The organism is Pseudomonas sp. ADAK2, assembly GCF_012935755.1.
Classification (GTDB): domain Bacteria; phylum Pseudomonadota; class Gammaproteobacteria; order Pseudomonadales; family Pseudomonadaceae; genus Aquipseudomonas.
In genome coordinates, this window is record NZ_CP052862.1 from 4026055 (window position 1) to 4048909 (window position 22855).

At 61.5% G+C, this 22855-nt stretch carries 17 protein-coding genes and 1 pseudogene; 3 read left to right on the forward strand and 15 right to left on the reverse strand.

The genetic code is table 11. The features are described 5' to 3' along the window. Positions 1-42: 42 nt before the first annotated feature. From hutH (HKK52_RS18495) to hutC, 9 genes are all read right to left on the reverse strand, one after another. A complete protein-coding gene (hutH, locus tag HKK52_RS18495; protein WP_169372024.1) occupies positions 43-1575 on the reverse strand; it encodes a histidine ammonia-lyase in 1533 nt (510 codons plus the stop codon). 114 nt (positions 1576-1689) lie between these two features. Continuing rightward, positions 1690-3213 (reverse strand): histidine ammonia-lyase, encoded by a 1524-nt coding sequence (gene hutH, locus HKK52_RS18500; RefSeq protein WP_169372025.1) that lies wholly within the window; start codon positions 3211-3213, stop codon positions 1690-1692. A gap of 158 nt (positions 3214-3371) precedes the next feature. Then, positions 3372-4202, reverse strand: a complete 831-nt coding sequence (locus HKK52_RS18505) for a quaternary amine ABC transporter ATP-binding protein (RefSeq protein ID WP_054054680.1) — start codon at positions 4200-4202, stop codon at positions 3372-3374. Further along, positions 4199-5050 (reverse strand): ABC transporter permease, encoded by an 852-nt coding sequence (locus tag HKK52_RS18510; protein WP_133837848.1) that lies wholly within the window; start codon positions 5048-5050, stop codon positions 4199-4201. Before HKK52_RS18510 ends, HKK52_RS18505 begins: the two co-directional genes overlap by 4 nt. 70 nt (positions 5051-5120) lie before the next feature. Continuing rightward, positions 5121-6089: an ABC transporter substrate-binding protein gene (locus HKK52_RS18515; protein ID WP_169372026.1), complete on the reverse strand. Its 969-nt coding sequence runs from the start codon at positions 6087-6089 to the stop codon at positions 5121-5123. Between the two features lie 69 nt (positions 6090-6158). Beyond that, a complete protein-coding gene (locus tag HKK52_RS18520; protein WP_169372027.1) occupies positions 6159-7631 on the reverse strand; it encodes a purine-cytosine permease family protein in 1473 nt (490 codons plus the stop codon). Between the two features lie 138 nt (positions 7632-7769). Then, on the reverse strand, positions 7770-9452 hold the full coding sequence (gene hutU, locus HKK52_RS18525; protein WP_169372028.1) for a urocanate hydratase: 1683 nt from the start codon (positions 9450-9452) through the stop codon (positions 7770-7772). Between the two features lie 479 nt (positions 9453-9931). After that, positions 9932-10498, reverse strand: coding sequence for a HutD/Ves family protein (locus tag HKK52_RS18535; protein WP_169372029.1), 567 nt, complete (start codon positions 10496-10498; stop codon positions 9932-9934). Continuing rightward, on the reverse strand, positions 10495-11205 hold the full coding sequence (gene hutC, locus HKK52_RS18540) for a histidine utilization repressor (protein WP_178117490.1): 711 nt from the start codon (positions 11203-11205) through the stop codon (positions 10495-10497). Before hutC ends, HKK52_RS18535 begins: the two co-directional genes overlap by 4 nt. 146 nt (positions 11206-11351) lie before the next feature. Here hutC and HKK52_RS18545 point away from each other — a divergent pair, with 146 nt between their 5' ends. Continuing rightward, positions 11352-12716 carry a formimidoylglutamate deiminase gene (locus HKK52_RS18545; protein ID WP_169372031.1) on the forward strand — a complete coding sequence of 455 codons (1365 nt, stop codon included), beginning with the start codon at positions 11352-11354 and terminating at the stop codon, positions 12714-12716. Between the two features lie 124 nt (positions 12717-12840). Here HKK52_RS18545 and HKK52_RS18550 read toward each other — a convergent pair whose 3' ends face one another. Both HKK52_RS18550 and HKK52_RS18555 read right to left on the reverse strand, forming a co-directional pair. Continuing rightward, positions 12841-13410, reverse strand: a complete 570-nt coding sequence (locus HKK52_RS18550) for a lipocalin family protein (RefSeq protein WP_149659124.1) — start codon at positions 13408-13410, stop codon at positions 12841-12843. A 31-nt stretch (positions 13411-13441) separates the two neighbouring features. After that, positions 13442-13696: a hypothetical protein gene (locus HKK52_RS18555; RefSeq protein ID WP_169372032.1), complete on the reverse strand. Its 255-nt coding sequence runs from the start codon at positions 13694-13696 to the stop codon at positions 13442-13444. Between the two features lie 295 nt (positions 13697-13991). Between HKK52_RS18555 and HKK52_RS33035 the strand changes: the two are divergent. Together HKK52_RS33035 and HKK52_RS33040 are read left to right on the forward strand one after the other, a co-directional pair. Further along, a pseudogene (locus HKK52_RS33035) lies at positions 13992-15014 on the forward strand (HAMP domain-containing protein); the annotation flags it as partial. A gap of 93 nt (positions 15015-15107) precedes the next feature. After that, positions 15108-15872: a methyl-accepting chemotaxis protein gene (locus HKK52_RS33040; protein ID WP_371927683.1), complete on the forward strand. Its 765-nt coding sequence runs from the start codon at positions 15108-15110 to the stop codon at positions 15870-15872. A 125-nt stretch (positions 15873-15997) separates the two neighbouring features. Here HKK52_RS33040 and HKK52_RS18565 read toward each other — a convergent pair whose 3' ends face one another. The 4 genes from HKK52_RS18565 to HKK52_RS18580 all read right to left on the reverse strand — a co-directional run bounded on the left by HKK52_RS18565 (position 15998) and on the right by HKK52_RS18580 (position 22748). Continuing rightward, entirely contained in the window at positions 15998-16600 is a 603-nt protein-coding gene (locus HKK52_RS18565; protein WP_169372034.1) for a DUF924 family protein, read from the reverse strand. 4 nt (positions 16601-16604) lie between these two features. After that, positions 16605-17615, reverse strand: a complete 1011-nt coding sequence (locus tag HKK52_RS18570; protein WP_123511179.1) for a class 1 fructose-bisphosphatase — start codon at positions 17613-17615, stop codon at positions 16605-16607. Between the two features lie 148 nt (positions 17616-17763). Further along, positions 17764-19137, reverse strand: a complete 1374-nt coding sequence (locus HKK52_RS18575; protein WP_169372035.1) for a DUF3999 domain-containing protein — start codon at positions 19135-19137, stop codon at positions 17764-17766. Next, entirely contained in the window at positions 19134-22748 is a 3615-nt protein-coding gene (locus HKK52_RS18580; protein ID WP_169372036.1) for a DUF2339 domain-containing protein, read from the reverse strand. The genes HKK52_RS18575 and HKK52_RS18580 overlap by 4 nt, the downstream gene beginning before the upstream one ends. Positions 22749-22855 lie beyond the last annotated feature (107 nt).

The window sequence follows — 22855 nt, forward strand, 5'->3', positions numbered from 1 at the left end:
GAGGCATTCCCACGCAGAGCGTGGGAACGATCACCATCAGACTTACAGGCTCGGCAACAACTTCACCGCCACCAGCTCGTTCAGGCAACGGGTCGCCAACAACTCGCTCGCCGCATTGATGTCCGGCGCAAAGAAACGGTCCTTCTCATAGAACGGCACTTCGGCACGCAGGATGGCCCGGGCCTTTTCCAGCTTGGTCGAGGTCTTCAGGCCGTCACGCAGATCCAGGCCCTGGCACGCCGCCAACCATTCCACGGCCAGAACACCGCGAGTGTTTTCGGCCATTTCCCACAGACGCTTGCCGGCGGCCGGCGCCATCGACACGTGATCTTCCTGGTTCGCCGACGTCGGCAGGCTGTCCACCGAATGCGGATGGGACAACGCCTTGTTCTCGGAGGCCAGGGCCGCCGCAGTCACCTGGGCGATCATGAAGCCGGAGTTCACGCCGCCATTGGCCACCAGGAACGGCGGCAGTTGCGACATGTGCTTGTCCATCATCAGCGAGATGCGACGCTCGCTCAGGGAACCGATTTCGGCGATGGCCAGCGCCATGTTGTCAGCGGCCATGGCCACCGGCTCGGCGTGGAAGTTGCCGCCGGAAATCACGTCGCCTTCAGCAGCGAATACCAACGGGTTGTCGGACACGGCGTTGGCTTCGACGGCCAACACTTCGGCGGCTTGACGGAACTGAGTCAGGCAGGCGCCCATGACTTGCGGCTGGCAGCGCAGGGAGTAAGGGTCCTGGACCTTTTCGCAGTTCTGGTGCGAGTCGGAGACTTCACTGCGTTCGCCCAGCAAATCGCGGTAAGCGGCAGCGGCGTCGATCTGGCCTTTCTGGCCGCGAGCTGCATGGATGCGTGCGTCGAACGGCGAGCGCGAGCCCAACACCGCTTCAACGGTCATGCCACCGATGGCCAGGGCGCCGGCGAACAGGTCTTCGCCCTCGAACAGGCCGCGCAATGCATAAGCGGTCGACACTTGGGTGCCGTTGAGCAGCGCCAGGCCTTCTTTGGCCGCGAGGGTCAGCGGCGTCAAACCGGCAACTTTCAGCGCTTCGGTCGCTTCCATCCACTCGCCCTTATAGCGCGCCTTGCCTTCGCCCAGCAGCACGAGAGACATGTGCGCCAACGGTGCCAGGTCGCCGGATGCACCGACCGAACCTTTCAATGGAATGTGCGGGTAAACCTCGGCGTTGATCAGTGCGATCAGCGCATCGATCACCACGCGGCGGATACCGGAGAAGCCACGGCTCAGGCTGTTGACCTTGAGCACCATGACCAGGCGCACCAGCGCGTCGCTGATCGGCTCGCCGACACCGGCGGCGTGGGACAGCACCAGCGAGCGCTGCAGGTTTTCCAGGTCTTCGCTGGCGATGCGGGTCGAGGCCAGCAGGCCGAAGCCGGTGTTGATGCCGTAGGCGGTGCGGTTTTCCGCGAGGATCTGTTCCACGCAGGCAACGCTGGCTTCGATCTGGGCCGAGGCGCTGTTGTCGAGGGTGAGTTTCACCGGTTGCTGATACACGTCACGCAGTTGGGCAAGGCTCAGTTGGCCGGGAATCAAATTAAGCGCAGTCACATCGTTCTCCTTTTGAGAGTTTCTTATTAACTCACCAGACGCTCCGGAGATGTCCGTTGTCCGTCGCGTCTCGTTTGTGGGGAGACGCGCCTTGGCACGCTGGTGTTGTGGATTTCAGTTCAGATTGGGTAAAGCCATTTGCAGCAAAATCGGGTCTTTCAACACGCTGGCTGCGGCGGCGATGTCCGGTGCCAACCAACGGTCCTGGTCGTAGGCCGGAACGCGTTCGCGCAGCAGGCGCCAGGCGGTATCGGTGCCGGCACCGAAGCGTTGCTCCTTGAGGAATTCAAACGCCTGGGCCGCCAGCAGGTACTCGATGGCGAGGATCTGCGTGACGTTTTCCAGGGCGCGATGCAGCTTCAGCGCGGCATTGGTGCCAAGGCTCAGGTGATCTTCCTGCAAACCCGAGGTGACGTAGTTGTCGAGCACGGCCGGTTGCGCCAATTGGCGGTTTTCCGCACACAGCGAAGCGGCGACGTACTGGACGATCATCATCCCGGAGTTCACCCCCGGATTGGCTACCAAAAACGCTGGCAAGCCACTGACGTGCGGGTTGATCAAGCGGTCCAGGCGCCGCTCGGCGATGGAGCCGATTTCGGCCATGGCAATCGCCAGCAGATCCGCTGCCATCGCCACGGACTGACCGTGCGGGTTGGCCTGGGACATCACCCGGAAGTTGTCCGGTGTGCCCAGCAGCATCGGGTTATCGGTGACGGAGTTGAGTTCGGTTTCAATCTGCTTTTTCGCGTGCTCAAGCTGATCGCGAGCGGCGCCGTGAACCTGCGGAATCGAACGAATGCTCAAGGCATCCTGGGTGCGAATACCAAAGCTCGAAGCAATCACTTCACTGCCATCGAGCAACGCTCGCAGGTTGCTGCCGACGTGCTGCATGCCCGGGTGCGGTTTGAGCGCGATGATCTCGGCGTCGAACGCGGCGATCTGGCCACGCTGGGCTTCGAAACTCATGGCACCGATCACGTCGGCCCATTGCACCAGACGCGTGGCGTCGGCCAGGGCCAGGCAGCTGAGGCCGGACATGCACGGCGTGCCGTTGACCAGGCACAAACCGTCCTTGGCGCCGAGCTGAACCGGTTCCAGGCCTTCTTCGGCCAGGGCTTGCTGCGCCGAGACGATCTGCCCGCGATAGCTGACATTGCCGACACCCAGCAGCGTGATGCTGATGTGGGCCATGTGGGTGAGGTAACCCACCGAACCCTGGGACGGCACTTGCGGGGTGATGCCGCGATTGAGCAGCGCCAGCAGGCCTTCGACCACCCGGCGGTGAATGCCGGATTTGCCGTGGCTGTAGTTGCGGATCGCGGCGCAAATAATCGCGCGGGTCTGTTCGTCGGCCAATGGCGCGCCAACGCCACAGGCGTGGCTGAGCAAGGTGTTGCGCGACAGTTGGCTGAGCTGTTCGTCTTTCAGCGAGACGTTGCACAAGGCGCCGAGCCCGGTGTTGACGCCATACGCACGCTCGCCGCTGGCGACGATGCGCTGGACGATGGCCTGGGCATTGTCGATCCGTGCCCAAGTCTCGGCCGACAGCTCAAGCTGCGCGCCGTGACGGGCGACGGCGACCACATCCTGCCAACGCAACGGGGCATCGGCGATAACGATTTTTTCAGCCTGGGACATCATTGACCTCTTGAAGTTGATCGTTCCCACGCTCTGCGTGGGAATGCCGCCTGGGACGCTCCGCGTCCCGTGTTCAGCGCAAGGTTCACGCCCTGCGCATGGGTGACGCGGAGCGTCACGGGATGCATTCCCACGCAGAGCGTGGGAACGATCGACTGTTAAACCACCGCCGCCCGCCGCTGTACGAACCGGTCGACATATTCATCTGCCGGCGAATGCAGGATCTCTCTCGGCGTGCCCACCTGAATCAGTCGGCCATCCTTGAGAATCGCGATGCGATTACCAATGCGCACGGCCTCATCAAGGTCGTGGGTGATGAAGACGATGGTCTTGTGCAGGGTCTTTTGCAGTTCCAGCAACTGGTCCTGCATCTCGGCGCGGATCAGCGGGTCAAGGGCACTGAACGCTTCGTCCATCAGGATGATGTCGGTGTCCGCCGCCAGGGCGCGGGCCAGGCCCACACGCTGGCGCATGCCGCCCGAGAGCTGGTGCGGGTATTTGTTTTCGTAGCCTTTGAGGCCCACGGTGTTGATCCAGTGCAGCGCACGCTCGGAGCACATTTGCTTGCTCTCGCCGCGTACTTTCAGGCCGTAGGCGACGTTGTCGACCACGGTCTTGTGCGGCAGCAGACCGAAGCTCTGGAACACCATGCTGATCTTGTGGCGACGGAATTGGCGCAAGGCTTCCATGTCGTATTGCAGGATGTCCACGCCGTCCACCAGGATCGCGCCGCTGGTGGGGTCGATCAGGCGATTGAAATGGCGCACCAACGTCGATTTGCCGGAGCCGGACAGGCCCATGATCACGAAGATCTCGCCAGTGCCGATGCTCAGGGACAAATCATTCACGCCGACCACGCAGCCGGTTTCGGCCAGCACCTGATCCTTGGTCTTGCCCTGGCCAATCATGCCCAGGGCTTCCTTGGAGCGGTTGCCGAAAATCTTGAAGACGTTTTTGACTTCGATTTTGCTCACGGTTGCGTCGTTCATTTGCTCACCTCATGCCGTGGTCGACCATACGCCTGAGTAATGCGGTCGATGACCACTGCCAGAATCACGATCGCCAGACCGGCTTCAAGGCCACGTCCGACGTTGAGGGTCTGAATCCCCACCAACACGTCTTCGCCCAGGCCACGGGCACCGATCATCGAGGCAATCACCACCATCGACAGGGCCATCATGGTGGTCTGGTTGATCCCGGCCATGATGCTCGGCAGGGCCAGCGGCAGTTGCACGCCGAACAGTTGCTGCCAGCGGTTGGCACCGAAGGCGTTGATCGCTTCCATCACTTCACCGTCTACCTGGCGGATGCCGAGGTCGGTCAGGCGGATCAGCGGCGGCGCGGCGTAGATCACCGTGGCGAAAATCGCCGGGACCTTGCCCAGGCCGAACAGCATCAACACCGGGATCAGGTACACGAAACTCGGCATGGTCTGCATGATGTCCAGCAACGGCATCAGCACCGAACGCAGGCGATTGCTGCGCGCCGAGAGAATGCCCAGCGGAATGCCGATCAGCACCGAAATGATCGTCGCCACCATCATCAGCGCCAGGGTTTGCATCAGCTTGTCCCAGAGACCGACTGCGCCCACCAGGAACAACAGACCGACGATCACCGCCGTGGTCACGACCTTACGGGTTGCATGCCAGGCCACGCCCGCCACGATGAGCAGCATCAGCCACCACGGCGCCGCACGCAGCATGCCTTCAAGATTGACGATGGCCCACAACAGGGTGTCGGAGATGTGCCGGAACACGTCGCCGTAGTTGGTGACCAGCGAATCGACCCAACTGTTGACCCAGTCGGCGATGGAAAAGGTAAAGCTTTCGGGAAACATAAGAGACTCTCAATCAAGGGGTTGCGATCAAGCGTCCGACTGCCGTCGCCAGCAGTCGGAGAGGCTCAACCTACAAGGCCGCGTCGATTTTCTTGGCTGCGTCGTCGCTCACCCATGCGTGCCAGACTTCAGGATGTTCCTTCAAGAAGATCTTGGCCAGTTTTGGCGATTCGATCCGCTCTTTGGTCATGCGTCCGAGGTTCTGGTTCAGCAGGTCGATTGGCAGGTTGACCTTTTCCAGCACGGCCACCAGTTCCGGGGCTTGCTCGTGGAAGGTCTTGGACAGGCCGACCTTGATGGTCACGCGCTTGTCGACGCCTGGCTTCTCTTCGAGTTTGACCAGGTCCACCTGGCCCATCAGCGGGGTTGGCGACCAGTAGTAGAACAGGATCGGCTCGCCACGCTTGTAGCTCGACAACACCGCTGCATCCAGCGCCGGGCCGGTGCCTGGGCGGAAGTTGGTGTAGGTGCTTTCCAGGCCGTAGCTTTTCAGCATTTCGCTGTTGTCCAGCTCACAGGTCCAGCCGGCCGGGCAGTTGTAGAAACGACCCTTGGATGGCTCTTCCTGATCCTTGAACACCGCGGAGTACTTGGCCAGGTCGGCGATGTTTTTCAGGTCCGGGGCTTTCGGTTCCAGCTTGCGCTTGGCGTCACCTTCGATCACGTAGCGCGGCACGTACCAGCCTTCCACTGCGCCCACCACCGGAGCGCCGACACCGACGACTTTGCCGGCCTTCTCGGCCTTGTTCCAGACCTCGCTGCGGCCAACCCACTCTTCGGCAAACACCTGGATGTCGTTGCTGCTCAGGGCGTTTTCCATGGTGATGGAGTTGCCCGGCAGGCTGTCGGTCTTGCAGTCGTAGCCTTTCTCCAACACGACTTGCAGCACGTCGGTCAGCAACATGGCGCTTTCCCAGTTCAGGCCGGCGAATTTCACCGGTTTGCCCGATTCGCACCAACCGGCAGCCTGGGTGGCGCCGGCGCTGGCGAGCAGGCCCATGGAAAGCAATGTGGTCAGCAGGGTCTTGTTCGATTTCATTGTAGTGACGCTCCTAATCATGAGTTGGCTTACGGCAGTCAAGAGGCATCCAGCCCTGTCCACGTCCAATCAGGCCTGCGCCGCAGCGCGACCAGCCCCACTTGTTTTTTGTTGTACAACGCTGTCCTGCTCAACCGGCAGAATCAGGTGATCGGGCACCGAGCCATGCCATTTTTTCGCGCACACGTAATACAGGGCTGAGGGAAGCACCAGGCCGATGATCCAGGAAATATCCACACCACCCAGAGCGTCTACCAGCGGACCGGTATAGAACTTGGTGGCGATGAACGGCAGTTGCACCAGTACACCGAAGACATAAACGCTGATACCGAGGGCGTTCCAACGACCGTAGCGACCGTTCGGATCGGCCAGCGCCGGCACGTCATAGCGTTCGCGGGTGATGCAGTAGTAGTCCACCAGGTTGATCGCGCTCCATGGCGTGAAGAACGCCAGCAAGAACAGGATGAACGACTTGAACGCACCGAGGAACGAGTGCTGACCGAGCAACGCCATGAGGGTCGCAGCACCGACGATGACCAGTACGAAGACCAGACGCTGCAAGCGCGTGACCTTCAGCTCACCACGGAAACCGCTGATGATGGTCGCAATGCACATGAAGCTGCCGTAGGAGTTGAGCGTGGAAATGGTGACCTTGCCGAACGCGATACTGAAGTACAGCAGCGCTGCGGTGGCACCGGCACCGCCCAGACCCACGATGTAAGCCACTTCGTGGCCGGCGAATTGGCCGTTGGACGAAGCGGCGGCGAATACGCCAAGGACCATCGCCACCTGGGCGCCAATGACCGAACCTGCGCCTGCAGCGAAGAAGGTTTTCACCGAGGAAATTTTGCTCGGCAGGTAGCGTGAATAATCAGCCACATAAGGGCCGAAGGCGATCTGCCAGGATGCCGCCAGCGACACCGCAAGCAGGAAGCTGCTCCAACTGAAGTGACGGATTTGCAGAAGTGCGCCAACGTCAACCTGACTGATCAGACGGCTGAACAGATAAACAAAAGCAATCACGCCAATGACACTGGCAACACGGCCTATCCAATGGATAACCCGATAACCGAGCACCGTGACCAGCACGATGACACTGGCGAAAAGGAGGATACCGACGGTGTCGCTGACGCCAAACAACTGGCCCAGCGCCTGGCCGGAAAGCACGGTTCCCGTTGCGGTGAAACCGAGGTACATCAGACACACCAGGACGATCGGGATAGCCGCGCCATACACGCCGAACTGCACGCGGCTGGAGATCATCTGCGGCAGGCCAAGCTTGGGCCCTTGCGCGGCATGCAGCGCCATCACGCCACCGCCGATCAGTTGCCCGATCAGCAAACCGATCAACGACCAGAACACATCACCGCCCAGTACGACGGCCAGAGCGCCGGTCACAATCGCGGTGATTTGCAGGTTGGCACCCATCCACAGGGTGAACTGGCTCAACAGACGACCGTGTCTTTCCGCTTCCGGGATGTAGTCGATCGAACGTTTCTCGATCAACGGTTTGTTGCCTGCACGATCGCTGTTAACAGCCATGATTCAACCTCTGTGGATTGTTGTCAGTGTTGATGATCCCTGTAGGAGCGAGGCTTGCCCGCGAATCGCGGTGTGTCAGTTATGACGCCTTCGCGGGCAAGCCTCGCTCCTACAGGTATTGCGTTAAGCCAGCCCGTTTTATTTGCCGGTAATCATCGGCAAGTTCAGCCCTTGTTCCTTGGCGCAATCGATCGCGATCTGGTAACCCGCATCGGCGTGACGCATAACGCCAGTCGCCGGGTCGTTGTGCAGCACGCGAGCAATACGCTCGGCCGCTTCATCGGTACCGTCGCAGACAATCACCATGCCCGAGTGCTGGGAGAAGCCCATGCCGACGCCGCCGCCGTGGTGCAGGGAAACCCAGGTCGCGCCGCTCGCGGTGTTCAGCAGAGCGTTGAGCAGTGGCCAGTCGGACACGGCGTCGGAACCGTCCTGCATCGACTCGGTTTCGCGATTCGGGCTGGCAACCGAACCGGAGTCCAGGTGGTCGCGACCGATCACGATTGGCGCGGACAATTCACCGCTACGCACCATTTCGTTGAACGCCAGGCCGAGCTTGGCGCGCAGGCCCAGGCCAACCCAGCAGATACGTGCCGGCAGACCCTGGAAACTGATGCGCTCACGGGCCATGTCCAGCCAGTTGTGCAGGTGGGCGTCGTCCGGGATCAGTTCTTTGACCTTGGCGTCGGTTTTGTAGATGTCTTCGGCGTTGCCCGACAGTGCAGCCCAACGGAATGGACCGATGCCACGGCAAAACAGCGGACGGATGTAAGCCGGTACGAAGCCTGGGAAGTCGAATGCATTCTCGACGCCTTCTTCCTGGGCCATCTGACGGATGTTGTTGCCGTAGTCGAAGGTCGGAATGCCCATTTTCTGGAATTCGAGCATCGCTTTGACGTGCACAGCCATCGATTGCTTGGCGGCCTTCACAACGGCAGCTGGCTCGGTCTTGGCGCGAGCGCGGTACTCTTCCCAGGTCCAGCCGGCCGGCAGGTAACCGTTGAGCGGGTCGTGGGCGCTGGTCTGGTCGGTGACCATGTCCGGGCGCACGCCGCGCTTGACCAGTTCCGGCAGGATTTCCGCCGCGTTGCCCAGCAGGGCGATGGAGATTGCCTTGCCTTCTTTGGTGTATTTCTCGATGCGGGCCAGGGCGTCGTCGAGATCTTTGGCTTGTTCGTCGACGTAGCGGCTGTTCAGGCGGAAATCGATGCTGACCTGCTGGCATTCAATGTTCAGCGAGCACGCGCCGGCCAATGTTGCGGCCAGCGGTTGAGCGCCGCCCATGCCGCCGAGGCCTGCGGTCAGGACCCAACGACCTTTGAGGTCATCGTTGTAATGCTGGCGACCGGCTTCGACGAAGGTTTCGTAAGTGCCCTGGACGATGCCCTGGCTGCCGATGTAGATCCAGCTGCCGGCGGTCATCTGGCCGTACATGGCCAGGCCTTTGGCGTCGAGTTCGTTGAAGTGTTCCCAGCTCGCCCAGTGTGGTACCAGGTTGGAGTTGGCGATCAGCACGCGCGGTGCGTTGGTGTGGGTCTTGAACACGCCGACCGGCTTGCCGGATTGCACCAGCAGGGTCTCGTCGTCGTTCAGGTTGGTCAGGCTTTCGACGATCTTGTCGTAGCATTCCCAGTTACGCGCCGCACGACCGATACCACCGTAAACCACCAATTCTTTAGGGTTCTCGGCGACTTCCGGGTCGAGGTTGTTCATCAACATGCGCAGCGGTGCTTCAGTCAGCCAGCTCTTGGCGGTCAGCTTGTTACCGCGGGCTGCGCGGATTTCGACGTCACGGTATTTCGTAGGTTTATTGTCAGTCACGAAAAAGACTCCTCAGCGATCAATTCAAACCAACCCGGGCGGTGGGCAAGCCAGCCTGTGCGCGTCAACGCGACACAAGCGAATCAGTGGACGCTGCGAGGAGTCTCGGTCGACTCATACGCATACGTCTTTACTTGTACATACAAGCATATGCAATCAAGCGGCCAACTTGTTGGATGGGCATTCAAGAAAAGTTTTGGAAGGGCTGGAAGGCTTGTAGATCAAGGGTTTTGCGGAAGATGAAATTTTTCGCGGGGATTTTGCGTGGGCGTGGCGGCTGTTACTTAAGCGTGGTTTTGCGCCACGCTGGGGCGTTCGGTAACAAAGTGGTGCGCAGTTTCGAATCGCATGATCGGTCCCACGCTCTGCGTGGTAACGCCGTCAGTGACGCTCCGCGTCCGCCGTTGCTACGGTGACGCGGAGCGTCACGGGATGCATTCCCACGCAGGAGCGTGGGAACGATCAGTGGAGGGTTTGGATCAGCGTGCGATCAGTTCGATCACGCAGCATTGGCCGCTGGCGGAGACTTCCAGCAGACCGGTATTGCCGTCGAGTTGCAGGCAATCATGGCGACCCAGTTGTGCATCGTTGTTACCGAGCTTCACTTCCAACGTTTCGGTGACGCTGAACACCAACACAGTATTCGCGGAACTGAAAAACCGCTGCTCACCATCCAACCACTGCAACCGCGCGCTATACCGCTGCGGCGCGTAAATCAGGTTGAAGTCGCGAATCGGCCCGCCGAGCAAGGTGCAGGAGACCTGACTTTCGCCACTGAAGGCAAACGGGTCCAGCGGTAACAACGGCCGAGTGTCCTGGCCGTCAACGCGCAAGGTCATGCCCTCGCCTTGCAGCACGGTGATCACCCGTTCGTAGCCGGCGAACGTCGAGAAGCCGCCCGACTCGCCTATGTCGGCAATCGACAGGCGCCAGCCGAAACCATCGAGGCCGGTGCCGGCATCGCGGGTGATTTCTTCAGTGCTGCCGCCGCCGTTTTTCCACGGCATGCGCGGGTAATCTTTGGCGCGTAGAACCTGTGTTTTCATTTATGAAACCGACCTTCCAGACGATGACGGGAACCGGGGTGGATCAAACGGGCGGCGGTCACGGGCTGGCGGCCGGACCAGGTGCGGCGACGAATCAGCAGGCACGGCTCGCCCTTTTCAATCTGCAGCAATTTGCACTCGGTGGCCTCGGCCAGAATCGCCTCGACCACGTGCTCACCTTCGGTCAGCGGCGCGACCTGGTTCAAGTAGGCGTAAGGCGTTTGCAGGGTGAAGTCCTGCTTGAGGTAGTCCGGGGCGACCAGCGCATTGACGAAACGGTCTTCGATTTGCACTGGAATGTCGTTTTCGAAATGCACGATCAGCGAGTGGAACACCCGCTGCCCTTCGCGCATGTCCAGGGCCAGCGCGCGCTCGGAGCCGGCGGCCTCTTCTTCAAGGGTGATGACCTTGCACGTATGGCGATGACCGCGGGAGGCGATTTCGTCGGCGATGTTGTGCACTTCAAACAGCGCGGACTGGCTTTTCGGCTCGGCAACGAAAGTGCCGACACCTTGCATGCGCACCAGCAGACCGTCGGCGGTCATTTCGCGCAGGGCGCGGTTGATGGTCATGCGGCTGAAGCCCAGTTGATTGACCAGCTCGCTTTCCGACGGAACGCGGTAGTGCGGCGGCCAGTTTCCACTGTCGATTTGCTGGGTGATCATCTGTTTGACGCGGGCGTACAAGGGCGCCGGACTGTCGCCCATGTGTGCGGCCAACGGAGAGACTGCAGGCGGAGTCGGCACGGTTAATCCTTGTTCATTTGGTAGAGGTTGCTAGCTTGCCGGAGTTTACCGAGCAGGCAAACGTCTGTATATGTATATACAAATAACACACGATGGGGTGCTGAACCATGTCCGCCTTCTTTGCCGAACGCGCGCTGCTGCCTAGTGGATGGGCCAACAATGTACGTCTTGAGGTCAGCGCCGACGGCGTCTTGACCCATATCCAGGCCGATTCCCATGCAGATGGCGCCGAACGGCTAAGCGGTCCGCTGCTGCCGGGGATGCCCAATCTGCACTCCCACGCCTTCCAGCGCGCCATGGCCGGATTGGCCGAAGTGGCGGGTAATCCGAATGACAGTTTCTGGACCTGGCGCGATCTGATGTATCGCCTCGTCGGAAAAATCAGCCCGGAGCAACTCGGCGTCATCGCCCGTCAGCTGTACATCGAAATGCTCAAGGCCGGTTACACCTCGGTCGCGGAATTTCATTACGTACACCACGACACCAATGGCCAGCCTTACGCAGACCCGGCCGAACTGGCGTTGCGCATCAGCCAGGCCGCCAGCTCCGCCGGTATCGGTTTGACCTTACTGCCGGTGCTCTACAGCCATTCCGGTTTCGGTGGCCAGGCTCCGAACGACGGTCAGCGCCGGTTTATCAACAGCACCGAAAACTACCTCACGCTTCAGTCGCGTTTGCAGCCGATCCTGGCGCAGCAACCGGCGCAGTCGCTGGGTTTGTGTTTCCACTCGTTGCGCGCGGTCACGCCGCAGCAGATCAGCGAAGTACTGGCCGCCAGCGACAAGCAATGCCCGGTGCACATTCACATTGCCGAACAGCAGAAAGAAGTCGATGACTGCCTGAGCTGGAGTGGTCGTCGTCCGCTGCAATGGCTGTACGAAAACACCGACGTCGATCAGCGCTGGTGCCTGGTCCACGCGACCCACGCCAACCCGGAAGAAGTCACGTTGATGGCCAAGAGTCGCGCCATCGCCGGCCTGTGCCTGACCACCGAAGCCAACCTCGGCGACGGGATTTTCCCGGCGGTGGATTTCCTCGCCCAGGGCGGGCGCATGGGCATCGGTTCCGACAGCCATGTGTCATTGAGCGTGGTGGAAGAATTGCGTTGGCTGGAATACGGCCAGCGGTTGCGGGATCAGCGGCGTAACCGCTTGTATGGCGCGGATCAGCCGATGGTCGGCCGCACACTGTACGACGCGGCGCTGGATGGCGGTGCTCAGGCGTTGGGCCAGCCGATCGGTGCATTGGAAGTCGGCAAGCGTGCGGATTGGCTGGTGCTCGACGGCAATGATCCGTACCTGGCGACGGCCAGTGGCGACGGGATTCTGAATCGCTGGTTGTTTGCCGGTGGTGATCGCCAGGTGCGCGATGTGCTGGTCAATGGCCAGTGGGTTGTGCGTGATGGGCGTCATGCTGGTGAAGAAGAAAGCAGCCGGGCGTTCACTCAAGTGCTGCGCGATCTGCTCGGATAATCCCTAACCGATCGTTCCCACGCTCTGCGTGGGAATGCAGCCCGTGACGCTCCGCGTCACTGGACGCGGAGCGTCCCTAGAGGCATTCCCACGCAGAGCGTGGGAACGATCTGTAGCCGAGTGATCAGTTCGACGTCTTGGCCATCTTCGTATCCGACGCGCGCCAGATCAGTCGCGTGGTGTCGTAACCCTGCTGCCGTGCCTTGCTCAGCAGTTCTTCACGCACCACACCGTTGACCGTCGGGGTCCGTGACAGCAGCCACAGGTACTTGCGGCTCGGGTCGCCAACAATGGCGGTCTTGTAGTCGTCGCTGACGTACAGCACCCAGTATTCGCCCTTCGCCACACCCGGAATCAAACGCGAAAACCAGTTATCGAACTGGACCCACAGTTTGTCGGTCTTGCCCGGCACCTGTGGCCAGGCCGTGCCTTTGGCTTCTTCCCACTGCCAATCGGGTGTCAGGCAGCGATTGAGCACCGCTACGTTACCGTCGGGCAAGAGCGTGTAATGGGCTTCGGATTGCGCGCAATTGCGCTGGAAATACATCGGCAGCCGGGCCAACTCGTACCAGGTTCCCTGGTATTTCTTGAGATTGACGCTGTTGGCTGTCTTGGGCGCCAACGGATCTACGCCAGAAGAGGCGCAGCCGGCCAATACCAGGCCGGCAAAAAGAACTATCAATAACCGCTTCATTGTTTTTCTCCCGCGGGCGCGTAGCCCCGGTTTACTTCAGGCCTTGGCCAGAAAACATCAGCACTTTGTCACCGGCATACTGCACGCTGATAAAGCTGTTTTTGTCGCCCCAGGTGCAACTGGACATGCCAAGCGCGCCAGAACAATCGGCGGGTTTGCCCAGCAAGGTTTCTACCTCGGCCTTGGGCATGCCGGCCGACAGCTTGGAGTAGTTCTCCTGATTGACCTTGCTGCACGCGGCCAACAACACGCAGAACGAGAGCAAGGCGAAAGATCGCAGCGACATGGTGTAGCTCCTGGGGGAAGGGAATTGGCATGGCTGCCAAGCTGAAGCTTAGAAGAGAAAACCCTTATCTGGTTCCCCGACCGCCCGGCTATTTGTTTGGCCGCTCGTCTGCCTTTTGCCAATAAATCAGCGACTTTGTCGCGCCGTTGGGCAATTCGTCGGTTTTCGCTGAATAACGCCTAATCTTTGGCGCTGGTCAGTCGAAATAGAGGCAGCGCAAAGCCCGCTACTGTGGCAAATTGCCGCTCCCTCGTTGACCAGCCCTTTTGCGGTAGTTCACCTAATGACCAGAAACATGAAGTTCAGCCACAAGATTTTGTTGGCTGCCGCCCTCGTAGTAGCCGTTGCATTCGTCTGTTTCATCCTCTTCAACGACTACCGCCAGCGCCAGACTTTGCGCAGCAGTACCGAATCCTCGATGCAGGAGCTCGGCAGCCTGACCACCAGCAACATCCAGACCTGGCTGGAAAGCCGCATCCAGTTGCTGCAATCGTTGTCGCAACAGATCGCCGTGGACGGCAGCGCCCCGGCCAGCCTGAAACGCGCCATCGACCTGCCCGCCTACACCGGCAACTTCCAGTTGAGCTACTTCGGCAGCACCGAAGGCGTCATGACCTCGATTCCGGCCGGCAACCGAGCCGCCGACTACGATCCGCGCGCCCGTGGCTGGTACAAGGCTGCCGACAGCGCGCGGCAAACCATCGTCACCGAACCGTACATCGCCGCGTCGTCGGGCAAACTGGTGATCACCGTCGCCACGCCGGTGCAGCATGAGAACAAGATGATCGGCGTCGCCGGTGCGGACATCGACCTGACCAGCGTCAGCGCGATCATCAACTCGCTGAACTTCGGCGGTCATGGCCATGCGTTTATCGTCAGTGCCGACGGCAAGATCCTGATTCACCCGAACAGCAAACTGGTGCTCAAGACGCTGGCCGAGGCCTACCCGAACGGTGCGCCACGGGTCAGTCCGGGCATGAAAGAAGTCGAGGTCGACGGCAAGTCGCAGTTCATCTCCTTCACCCACGTCAACGGCGTGCCGTCGGCGGACTGGTACGTGGCGCTGGTGCTGGATCAAGACACCGCGTTCGCGATGCTCAGCGAATTCCGCACCTCGGCGATCATCGCCATGGCCATCGCCGTGGTGATCATCATTGCGCTGCTGGGCATGCTGATCAGCTTCCTGATGCAGCCGCTGCTGACCATGGGACGCGCCATGCATGACATCGCCGAAGGTGAAGGCGATTTGACCAAGCGCCTGACCATCCACGGCCACGATGAATTCGGTGCGTTGGGCACATCGTTCAACCGCTTCGTGGAGCGGATTCACACCTCGATCCGTGAAGTGGCCTCGGCCACCGGCCAGGTCAACGAAGTCGCCCTGCGTGTGGTGGCGGCGTCGAACTCGTCGATGTTCAACTCCGACCAGCAAGCCTCGCGCACCAGCAGCGTCGCCGCGGCGATCAACGAACTGGGCGCCGCCGCCCAGGAAATCGCCCAGAACGCCGCCCTCGCCTCTCAACATTCAAGCGACGCTCGCGCCCTGGCCGAAGACGGTCAGCAAGTGGTGGATAAAACCATCGCGGCGATGCAACAACTGTCGGCGAAGATCAGCGATTCGTGCGGCAACATCGAGACGCTCAACAGCAACACGGTGAACATCGGGCAGATTCTGGAAGTGATCACCAGCATCTCCCAGCAAACCAACCTGCTGGCACTCAACGCTGCCATCGAAGCCGCCCGTGCCGGTGAAGCCGGACGCGGTTTTGCGGTAGTGGCCGACGAGGTGCGCAACCTCGCCCACCGGACGCAGGATTCGGCACAGCAAGTGCAAAAGATGATCGAAGAGCTGCAAGTCGGCGCCCGGGAAGCCGTGAGCACCATGACCGACAGCCAGCGCCAGAGCGAAAGCAGCGTCGGCATCGCCAACCAGGCCGGCGAACGCCTGGGCAGCGTGACGCAGCGGATTGGCGAGATCGACGGCATGAACCAGTCCGTGGCCACCGCGACTGAAGAGCAGACCGCCGTGGTGGAGTCGATCAACGTCGACATCACCGAGATCAACACGCTGAACCAGGAAGGGGTGGAGAACCTGCAGGCGACCTTGCGTGCTTGCTCGGATCTTGAGCAGCAAGCGGCGCGGTTGAAGCAGTTGGTGGGTAGTTTCCGTATCTGACTGTCTAGCCCTGATCGTTCCCACGCTCTGCGTGGGAATGCAGCCCGGGACGCTCCGCGTCCCATCCAGAGCCGAACGCGGAGCGTCCGAAGAGGCATTCCCACGCAGAGCGTGGGAACGATCAGTTAGAACCGGGAACCCGGCCCCGAAAGAAACTCAATCTCCTCAGCCGTAGACGCCCGCCCCAACACCGCATTGCGATGGGGAAACCGTCCAAACCGCGCAATCACCTTCTGATGCCGCTCGGCATAATCCAGGTTATCGGCGAACACCGCGCGATCCGCTTCCGGCTGTTCGGCAACCAGTGCGATAAACCGCGAAACCGCCTCGTTCTGCACCGCCAGATTCTCGCAATGCTCAAACACCAGGTAGATGAACACCCGCTGAATCGGCCGCAGCTGTCGATCGAAATCCGCAGCAATGCCTTGCGCCACCAGGGCCTGGGCCCGGAGATCACCGGCAAAAGATTTGGGAGTGTCGCGAAAGATCATTCGCGGGAGTTGGTCGAGGAGCAGCACCAGGGCCAGCCAACCTTCGGGACGTTGCGCCCAGTCGGTCAAACCGCCGGCCAATGCCTGCTCGACCCAGTCCCCGAAACGCTCGCGCGCTTCGAGGTCCTGGCTGTCGCGCTTGCCGAACCATAACTTGCCCTTGTCAGCCTGAATATCGTCAGGGGTTTCGGCTGATCCGAACCACCATTCGAGCAACGGCTGCCAGGGCGTGGTCATGGGTTTATTCCTTGTGGTAAGCCGTAACGCGTGCGACTTCTTCTTTCGAGCCGAGGAACACCGCTACGCGCTGGTGCAGACCATCGGGCTTGATGTCGAGGATGCGCTGGTGACCATCGGTGGAGGCGCCGCCGGCTTGTTCCACCAGGAACGACATCGGGTTGGCTTCGTACATCAAGCGCAGTTTGCCCGGCTTCGATGGCTCGCGGCTGTCGCGTGGGTACATGAACAGGCCACCACGGGTCAGGATGCGGTGCACATCAGCGACCATCGCGGCCACCCAGCGCATGTTGTAGTTCTTTTTCAGCGGGCCTTCATCGCCCGCCAGCAATTCGCCGACGTAGCGTTGTACCGGCGCTTCCCAGTGACGCTGGTTGGACGAGTTGATCGCGAATTCCTGAGTGGACTCCGGGATCGTGATGTCTTCATGGGTCAGTACGAAGCTGCCCATTTCACGGTCCAGAGTGAAGCCTTTGACGCCATCGCCCAGGGTCAGCACCAGCATGGTTTGCGGGCCGTAGATGGCATAACCGGCAGCGACCTGCTCGGTGCCTGGCTGCAGGAAGGCCTTTTCGTTCAAGGCTTCGTTCTGGCTCAGGTATTCGCTCGGGCAACGCAGCACCGAGAAGATGGTGCCGACCGGGGCGTTGATGTCGATGTTCGAAGAACCGTCCAGTGGGTCGAATACCAGCAGGTACGCGCCTTTCGGGTATTTGCCCGGGATCTGGTAGGCATTGTCCATTTCTTCGGACGCCATGCCGGCCAGGTGACCGCCCCATTCGTTGGCTTCAAGCAGGATCTCGTTGGAGATCACGTCGAGCTTCTTCTGCACTTCGCCTTGGACGTTTTCAGTGCCCATGCTGCCCAGAACACCACCGAGGGCGCCCTTGGAGACGGCGTGGCTGATTTCTTTACAGGCGCGCGCCACCACTTCGATCAGGAAACGCAGATCGGCAGGGGTGTTGTTGCTACGGGTCTGCTCAATCAAATAGCGACTCAGGGTAACGCGGGACATGGAAGGCTCCGGTGGAATGGGGGGGCTAAAAACCCGCGCAGTTTAACGCGAGTCGGGGCGCATTTCCTCCTATCAGACGTGATACGCCCAATAGAGTTCATGTGCGGGGTTGAGCGTAGCCGCAATTGCGCTCAATTGTGGCGAGGGATCAGGGCTTGACCGGCGGCTTGCGCAACAGACTGAACGCCATCACCGCCAAAAACAGCACACTGAGCAACAACACCGCCCACAACCCGAATTTCTTCCAGTTGGTGTCCGCCTTCGCCGCCGCCACCGCTGTCGGCGCGACGGTCACCAGCGCCCCGCCATCGACCGTGGCCTTGCCCAGGGAAGCAAACTTCGCCGCGCTGTAATCCGGAATCAACGTCGACAACGGCAAGTTCGCCGTCTTCACCGTCGCACTGCCCAGCGCCAGCGTATACGGCCCGGCACCGCGGGCCAGGAACACCACTTGCGTCGAGCGCACGGCGAATTTCACCGTCGGCGCTTCAGCGCCCAGGCCGCCACCGCGCTCATCCACAGTCAGCTTCAACTGCTGCACGGTTTGCCCCGACAACTGCAATTCGTTCTGCACCACGTCCTGGCCATTCTGGGTCAGGCGATACAGCAAACCGCCACTCAGCGGCTGCCACGGCAAACTGCTCTCGCGCCGCCCGGACAAGGTCACCGGTGCCAGGCTGTTGGGCTGATTCAACTCGACCTGCACCCGCTCGACATTCAGCCCCATCGGCAATTGCCAGGTATATTCACCCGCCTTCACGCTGTTGCCGGCCAACGGTTGCGACCAGACCAACGGCAGCGGCAGGCTGCGGGTGCTGGCGCTTTCCAGTTGCGCGGACGTCAGGGTCGGCGCCGATTGCGGGGTGTTCCACAGCAAGCGCAGATAACGCGCCGATTGCCCCGGCAGGCCGACTTCATGCTGCTCGACCCGCTCGTCGGCAAACGACAACCGCGCCACCTGACCTTCGCCCCACGACTGCCAATGCTGCAAGTCGTCGCTGGCTTCGATGCTGAACCGCTGGAAGCCGTCGCGCTCGCTGGTCCAGTCGAGGATCAACTGCTGCAACGGTGCCTTGATAGAGCTGGCGTCGAGCAACCAGCCACGCAGCACTTCTTCGCCCGCCTCCAATTGGCTGGAAGGCTGCACCTCCACCAACGTGCCGTTGGCGCTCGATTGCACGCGCACACTCGGCGCGCGTTCGGTGGCGTCTGCCGAGTTGTACAGCGGGAACCACTTCACGTCGGTGGTGGTACGGTTTTCGGCGGACTGCGCGGTTTCCCGGGCCAGGGCATAGGCTTGCGCCTCGCCAGCCGCGTTGAATACGCGCACGTCGCTGAGATCAGTCTGCCGCGCGTTCAGTTGCACGCTTAGCGGCAGCTCCAGGCGATACCACGGACCTTCGCCGCTCACGGACAACGGCACCTGAGTGCTGAAGTCCGACGGTTTTTCCTGGGCGTTGGCCGACATCGCCACGCCCAGCGCAACAGCGCCCAGCCACCCCAGGTTCAGCTTCTGACTCAAGACGACACTCCTTCGGTTTCAGGGGCCGGTGTTTCAGCCTCCGGCTCGGCTTCGACGCGCTTGGGCGGCAACGGGGCGAAATAGCCCACCACCAGCAGCAACACGCCAACGCCGATAAACGAGACGATCCGGGCGAGTCCGCCACGGTTACTCAATTCGACAAAGAACAACTTGGCGACCACCACGCCGATCAGCGCAGCACCGATCAGCCACACTTCGCGGCGATGGCGCAGATGGCCGCCGATCATCAAGCCCAGCGCCATCAAGGTCCAGACGATCGACAGACCGGCCTGCACCTGCATCGACACCAGCAATTGATCCAGCTCGAACGGCACGCCGCCCCAATGGTGAGCGGTGCGCGTGACCACGGCGGAGAAAAACACGAACAACGAAGCTCCGGCGATCAACTGCGTGGCGTTCTCGGCGTAAACCTTCGGCAGGGCAAACTGCGTCACCGCGCTGCGCGACCAGACGTAGACGCCGAACAGCGCAAACAGCAGGCCCAATTCCAATGGGTTGATCAGCGGCACGTACGGCAGCGGCTCGGCGGTGCCGTCGCTGACACCGTTCGCCAGCCAGAACCAGCCCAGCATCAGCAGCGCCAGCGGGGCGGCGGCATAGATCCGGTATTCGCGTGCATACGCCGACACCGGCCATGGCCAGCTCCGTGGCGCGGCCGCCAACACCAGATACAGGCTCGGCAGAATCGCCCAGCCCAACCAGCGCCAGGCGTTGTACTGCTCAGACAACAACAGCAGGCCGTAACGCAGCTCCAGGGCCAGCACACCGAGCAACAGCCAGCAGCCGAGCACGTGGGCGGTGCTGAGGGCGCGTGCCGGCAGCATCGGCGCCAGACGCCGCAGGGAGATGAAATGCACAACGAACACCGCTGCCCACACCAGCCAGCCGAAGTTGGCCGCCGGGTGATAACGCGAATGCCACGCGCCTAGCAACACCAGCCCCGCCACCGGCGTCAGGAAGGTGCAGAGCAAGCCCAGCGACGACCATTTCAAGCGCAGCGCCAACACTGACCACAACGCCACACTCAACGCCGCGACGCCTAGCAACAACGTCGCTTGCAGATCCAGCGGCGCAAAGCGCAGCACTTCGCTGAGCCACGCCAGCGCCCACCAGCCCACGCTCCACACCAGCAGCAACTCGGACAAGCGATTCAGGCTCAGCACATCGAACGCCGAAGCGTGATTGCCAAGCTGCAAACGCCAGGCACCGACCAGCGCGGCCAAGCCCAGCACCAGCGGCGTCCAGAAACCACTGTGGGCCAGAGGCTTCAATCCTTCACTGGCCAACGGCCCCAGCAGTTCCGGCCCGGCGAACAGGAACGCCGCGCCACCGATCACCTGCAACAACAGACCAAAGACAAAACTCACGCGCTGCTTGAGGTACAGACTCAGCCAGATGATGAACAACCCGCTGGCGGCCCACACCGCACTCGCCGTTTGCCACGGCAGCACGAACAGCACCGCCAGGTTGATCAGCACCAGACCCGCCAGCAGGATCACCGACAAGCCGCGCAGCAACCGCGCATCGTTGCGCACCATCTCATCGCGGGCCGCCAGCAACATGCCGCCGATCAACGCCAAGCCAATCAGCGAGGCACTGAGCAAACCGCTCCAGCCGGCGCTGAGCACCGCCGCCGAATCACCGCCCGCCCCTTTCAGCCGCATCAGGAACAACGCGCCGCCAAGCAATTGCACGGCAAACGCGGTGAACAGGAACGTACGCGATTGCAGGCGCAGACCGACGAACAGCGTCGCCAACCCGGCCAGCGCCCAACTGATCGCCGTGCCATGGGTCTGGAAGAACAACGGCGCCAGCAGGTACAGGAAGGTCAGGCCCAGGCATGCCAACACCGGCAGGCCTTGGCGCTCCAACGGCGAAGTCTGTTCTGGCAAGGCCTTGCGCAATTGGTAGAAGCTGAACAGCAACGCCACGCCGAGCATCAATGCGCCCAGCCATGAACCGTCGAGCAGGCTGTCTTCGCTGGGCTGCAACTTGCTGAGGAAAGCCAGCGCCGAGCCCAGTTGCAGCAGCAAGGCGAAGGCGCGGGCCAGCGGCCGCTGCTGACGCAGGCCGAGCCAGAAGATCCCCGCGCCTTCCACGGCCCAAGCGGCAGCGGTCCAGCGCGCATCGAGGCCCAACGGGATCGCGAGGCTGGTGAAAATCACGCCCAGCGCCAGGCAGGTTTCCGCCAGCAGCAACGCGCGACCGCCCATCAGCAAGCGGGCCAGGCCCATGTAGAGCATGCCCAGCGCCAACGCACTGAACGCAGCGGCAAATTCCAGATGCTGGACCAACGCGAACTGCAGACCGAAACCCACCAGCGGCGGCCCGAACAGCATGGTGCCGTCGACGTAGTCGCCCTTGCGCGCCGACCAGTGCAGCAGCGCCTGGCGGCTGTCGTCTTCCGGCGCATCGGTCATTTCCAGCAGCTTGCGCCGGGTAAACAGCAGGCCGATGCCCAGGTACATCAGGAAGAACAGAATCAGGAACGGCTCGGTGCTCCACAGCAGTTCCGGCGCATAAGAGCGCAGGCCCCAGGCGAAGCCGATGCCGAAGGTGCCGACAAAACCGATCAGGTTGAGCAGACGCCAGGCCTTGAACCAGGCGATGGCGAGGATGCCGGTGTTGAGCAGGGCGAAGTAGCTGAACAGCGCGACGTGGCTGCCGGCACCGGTCGACGTCAGGATCGGCGCGGCGAAACCGCCCAACGCTGCGGCGCAGGCCAGGGCGAGGGAATCCTGGGTGATCGCCAGAATCGCCGAGAACACCGTCACCGCCACCAGCAGGCCCAAGGCCGCCGTCGGGTCGAGCAACGGGTGCAAGCGCATCGCCGCGAACACCGTCAGGTACAGCACGGCAATCCCGGTGCCTTGCAACATCAACGCGTATTGGTTGTTGCGGTGACGCAGCCACCAACCCAGACCGAGCAAGCCCAGGGCACTGGCAGCAACGCCGGCGTAACGCATCTCGATCGGCACCACCATGCCTTCAGTGGCGTAGCGCAGCAGGAACGCCAGACCGAGGAACAACAGAACCACGCCGACCCGCAGCACAGTGTTGCCACCGAACAGCCAGTTGCGGGCGCCGGTGATCGCGCGGTCAAACACATTAGGTTCGCGCGGGGCCGACGGTTGACGCGGTTCGCGGGCGACCGGTTCCGGGGTCCAGACATCGGCGGGCAGCGGACGACTGGCTTCGGTGGCGGCGGCGCTGATCGGTTCGAGTTCAGGCGGGAGATCCCAGATCATCTCCGGGGATTCGGCGGGGGCTTTAAAGGAGATGTCGTCGAGAATGAATTCAGGGGAGACGACGGGTGCGCTGACTTCAGGTTGACTGGCTTCGGGCTGAGCGACTTCCGGCGCTTTGACGCCCGCACCTTCCAGCGCTATCAAGCGTTGCAGCAGCGTATTGAGCGCCACTTGTGTCTGCTCAAGCAGACGGTGCTGCTCGGCCGCTTGCGAGCCCAGACGACCAATGCGAATGGCCTGACCGATGCCCAACCCGAGCAACGCACCTAACAGCGCATCGCTGAGCGACTCGTCGACTACCCAGCCCAGCACCAAGCCAATCAGCATGAAAATCCATTGCATGGTCGATATCCCTAAGCGGCCCATTGGCGGGCAAGTCCAGAAGCCTGGAGGCGTCTGCGCTGACGTCTTCGCGGGCAAGCCTCGCTCCTACGGGTTTTGTGTCGTGG

What these genes read in the sequence shown, in the direction of transcription:
- hutH (WP_169372025.1), bottom strand. Translation starts at nt 3,213, where the DNA reads ATGTCCCAGGCTGAAAAAATCGTTATCGCCGATGCCCCGTTGCGTTGG.
- HKK52_RS18505 (WP_054054680.1), bottom strand. Translation starts at nt 4,202, where the DNA reads ATGAACGACGCAACCGTGAGCAAAATCGAAGTCAAAAACGTCTTCAAG.
- HKK52_RS18510 (WP_133837848.1), bottom strand. Translation starts at nt 5,050, where the DNA reads ATGTTTCCCGAAAGCTTTACCTTTTCCATCGCCGACTGGGTCAACAGT.
- HKK52_RS18515 (WP_169372026.1), bottom strand. Translation starts at nt 6,089, where the DNA reads ATGAAATCGAACAAGACCCTGCTGACCACATTGCTTTCCATGGGCCTG.
- HKK52_RS18520 (WP_169372027.1), bottom strand. Translation starts at nt 7,631, where the DNA reads ATGGCTGTTAACAGCGATCGTGCAGGCAACAAACCGTTGATCGAGAAA.
- HKK52_RS18535 (WP_169372029.1), bottom strand. Translation starts at nt 10,498, where the DNA reads ATGAAAACACAGGTTCTACGCGCCAAAGATTACCCGCGCATGCCGTGG.
- hutC (WP_178117490.1), bottom strand. Translation starts at nt 11,205, where the DNA reads ATGGGCGACAGTCCGGCGCCCTTGTACGCCCGCGTCAAACAGATGATC.
- HKK52_RS18545 (WP_169372031.1), top strand. Translation starts at nt 11,352, where the DNA reads ATGTCCGCCTTCTTTGCCGAACGCGCGCTGCTGCCTAGTGGATGGGCC.
- HKK52_RS18550 (WP_149659124.1), bottom strand. Translation starts at nt 13,410, where the DNA reads ATGAAGCGGTTATTGATAGTTCTTTTTGCCGGCCTGGTATTGGCCGGC.
- HKK52_RS18555 (WP_169372032.1), bottom strand. Translation starts at nt 13,696, where the DNA reads ATGTCGCTGCGATCTTTCGCCTTGCTCTCGTTCTGCGTGTTGTTGGCC.
- HKK52_RS33040 (WP_371927683.1), top strand. Translation starts at nt 15,108, where the DNA reads ATGTTCAACTCCGACCAGCAAGCCTCGCGCACCAGCAGCGTCGCCGCG.
- HKK52_RS18565 (WP_169372034.1), bottom strand. Translation starts at nt 16,600, where the DNA reads ATGACCACGCCCTGGCAGCCGTTGCTCGAATGGTGGTTCGGATCAGCC.
- HKK52_RS18570 (WP_123511179.1), bottom strand. Translation starts at nt 17,615, where the DNA reads ATGTCCCGCGTTACCCTGAGTCGCTATTTGATTGAGCAGACCCGTAGC.
- HKK52_RS18580 (WP_169372036.1), bottom strand. Translation starts at nt 22,748, where the DNA reads ATGCAATGGATTTTCATGCTGATTGGCTTGGTGCTGGGCTGGGTAGTC.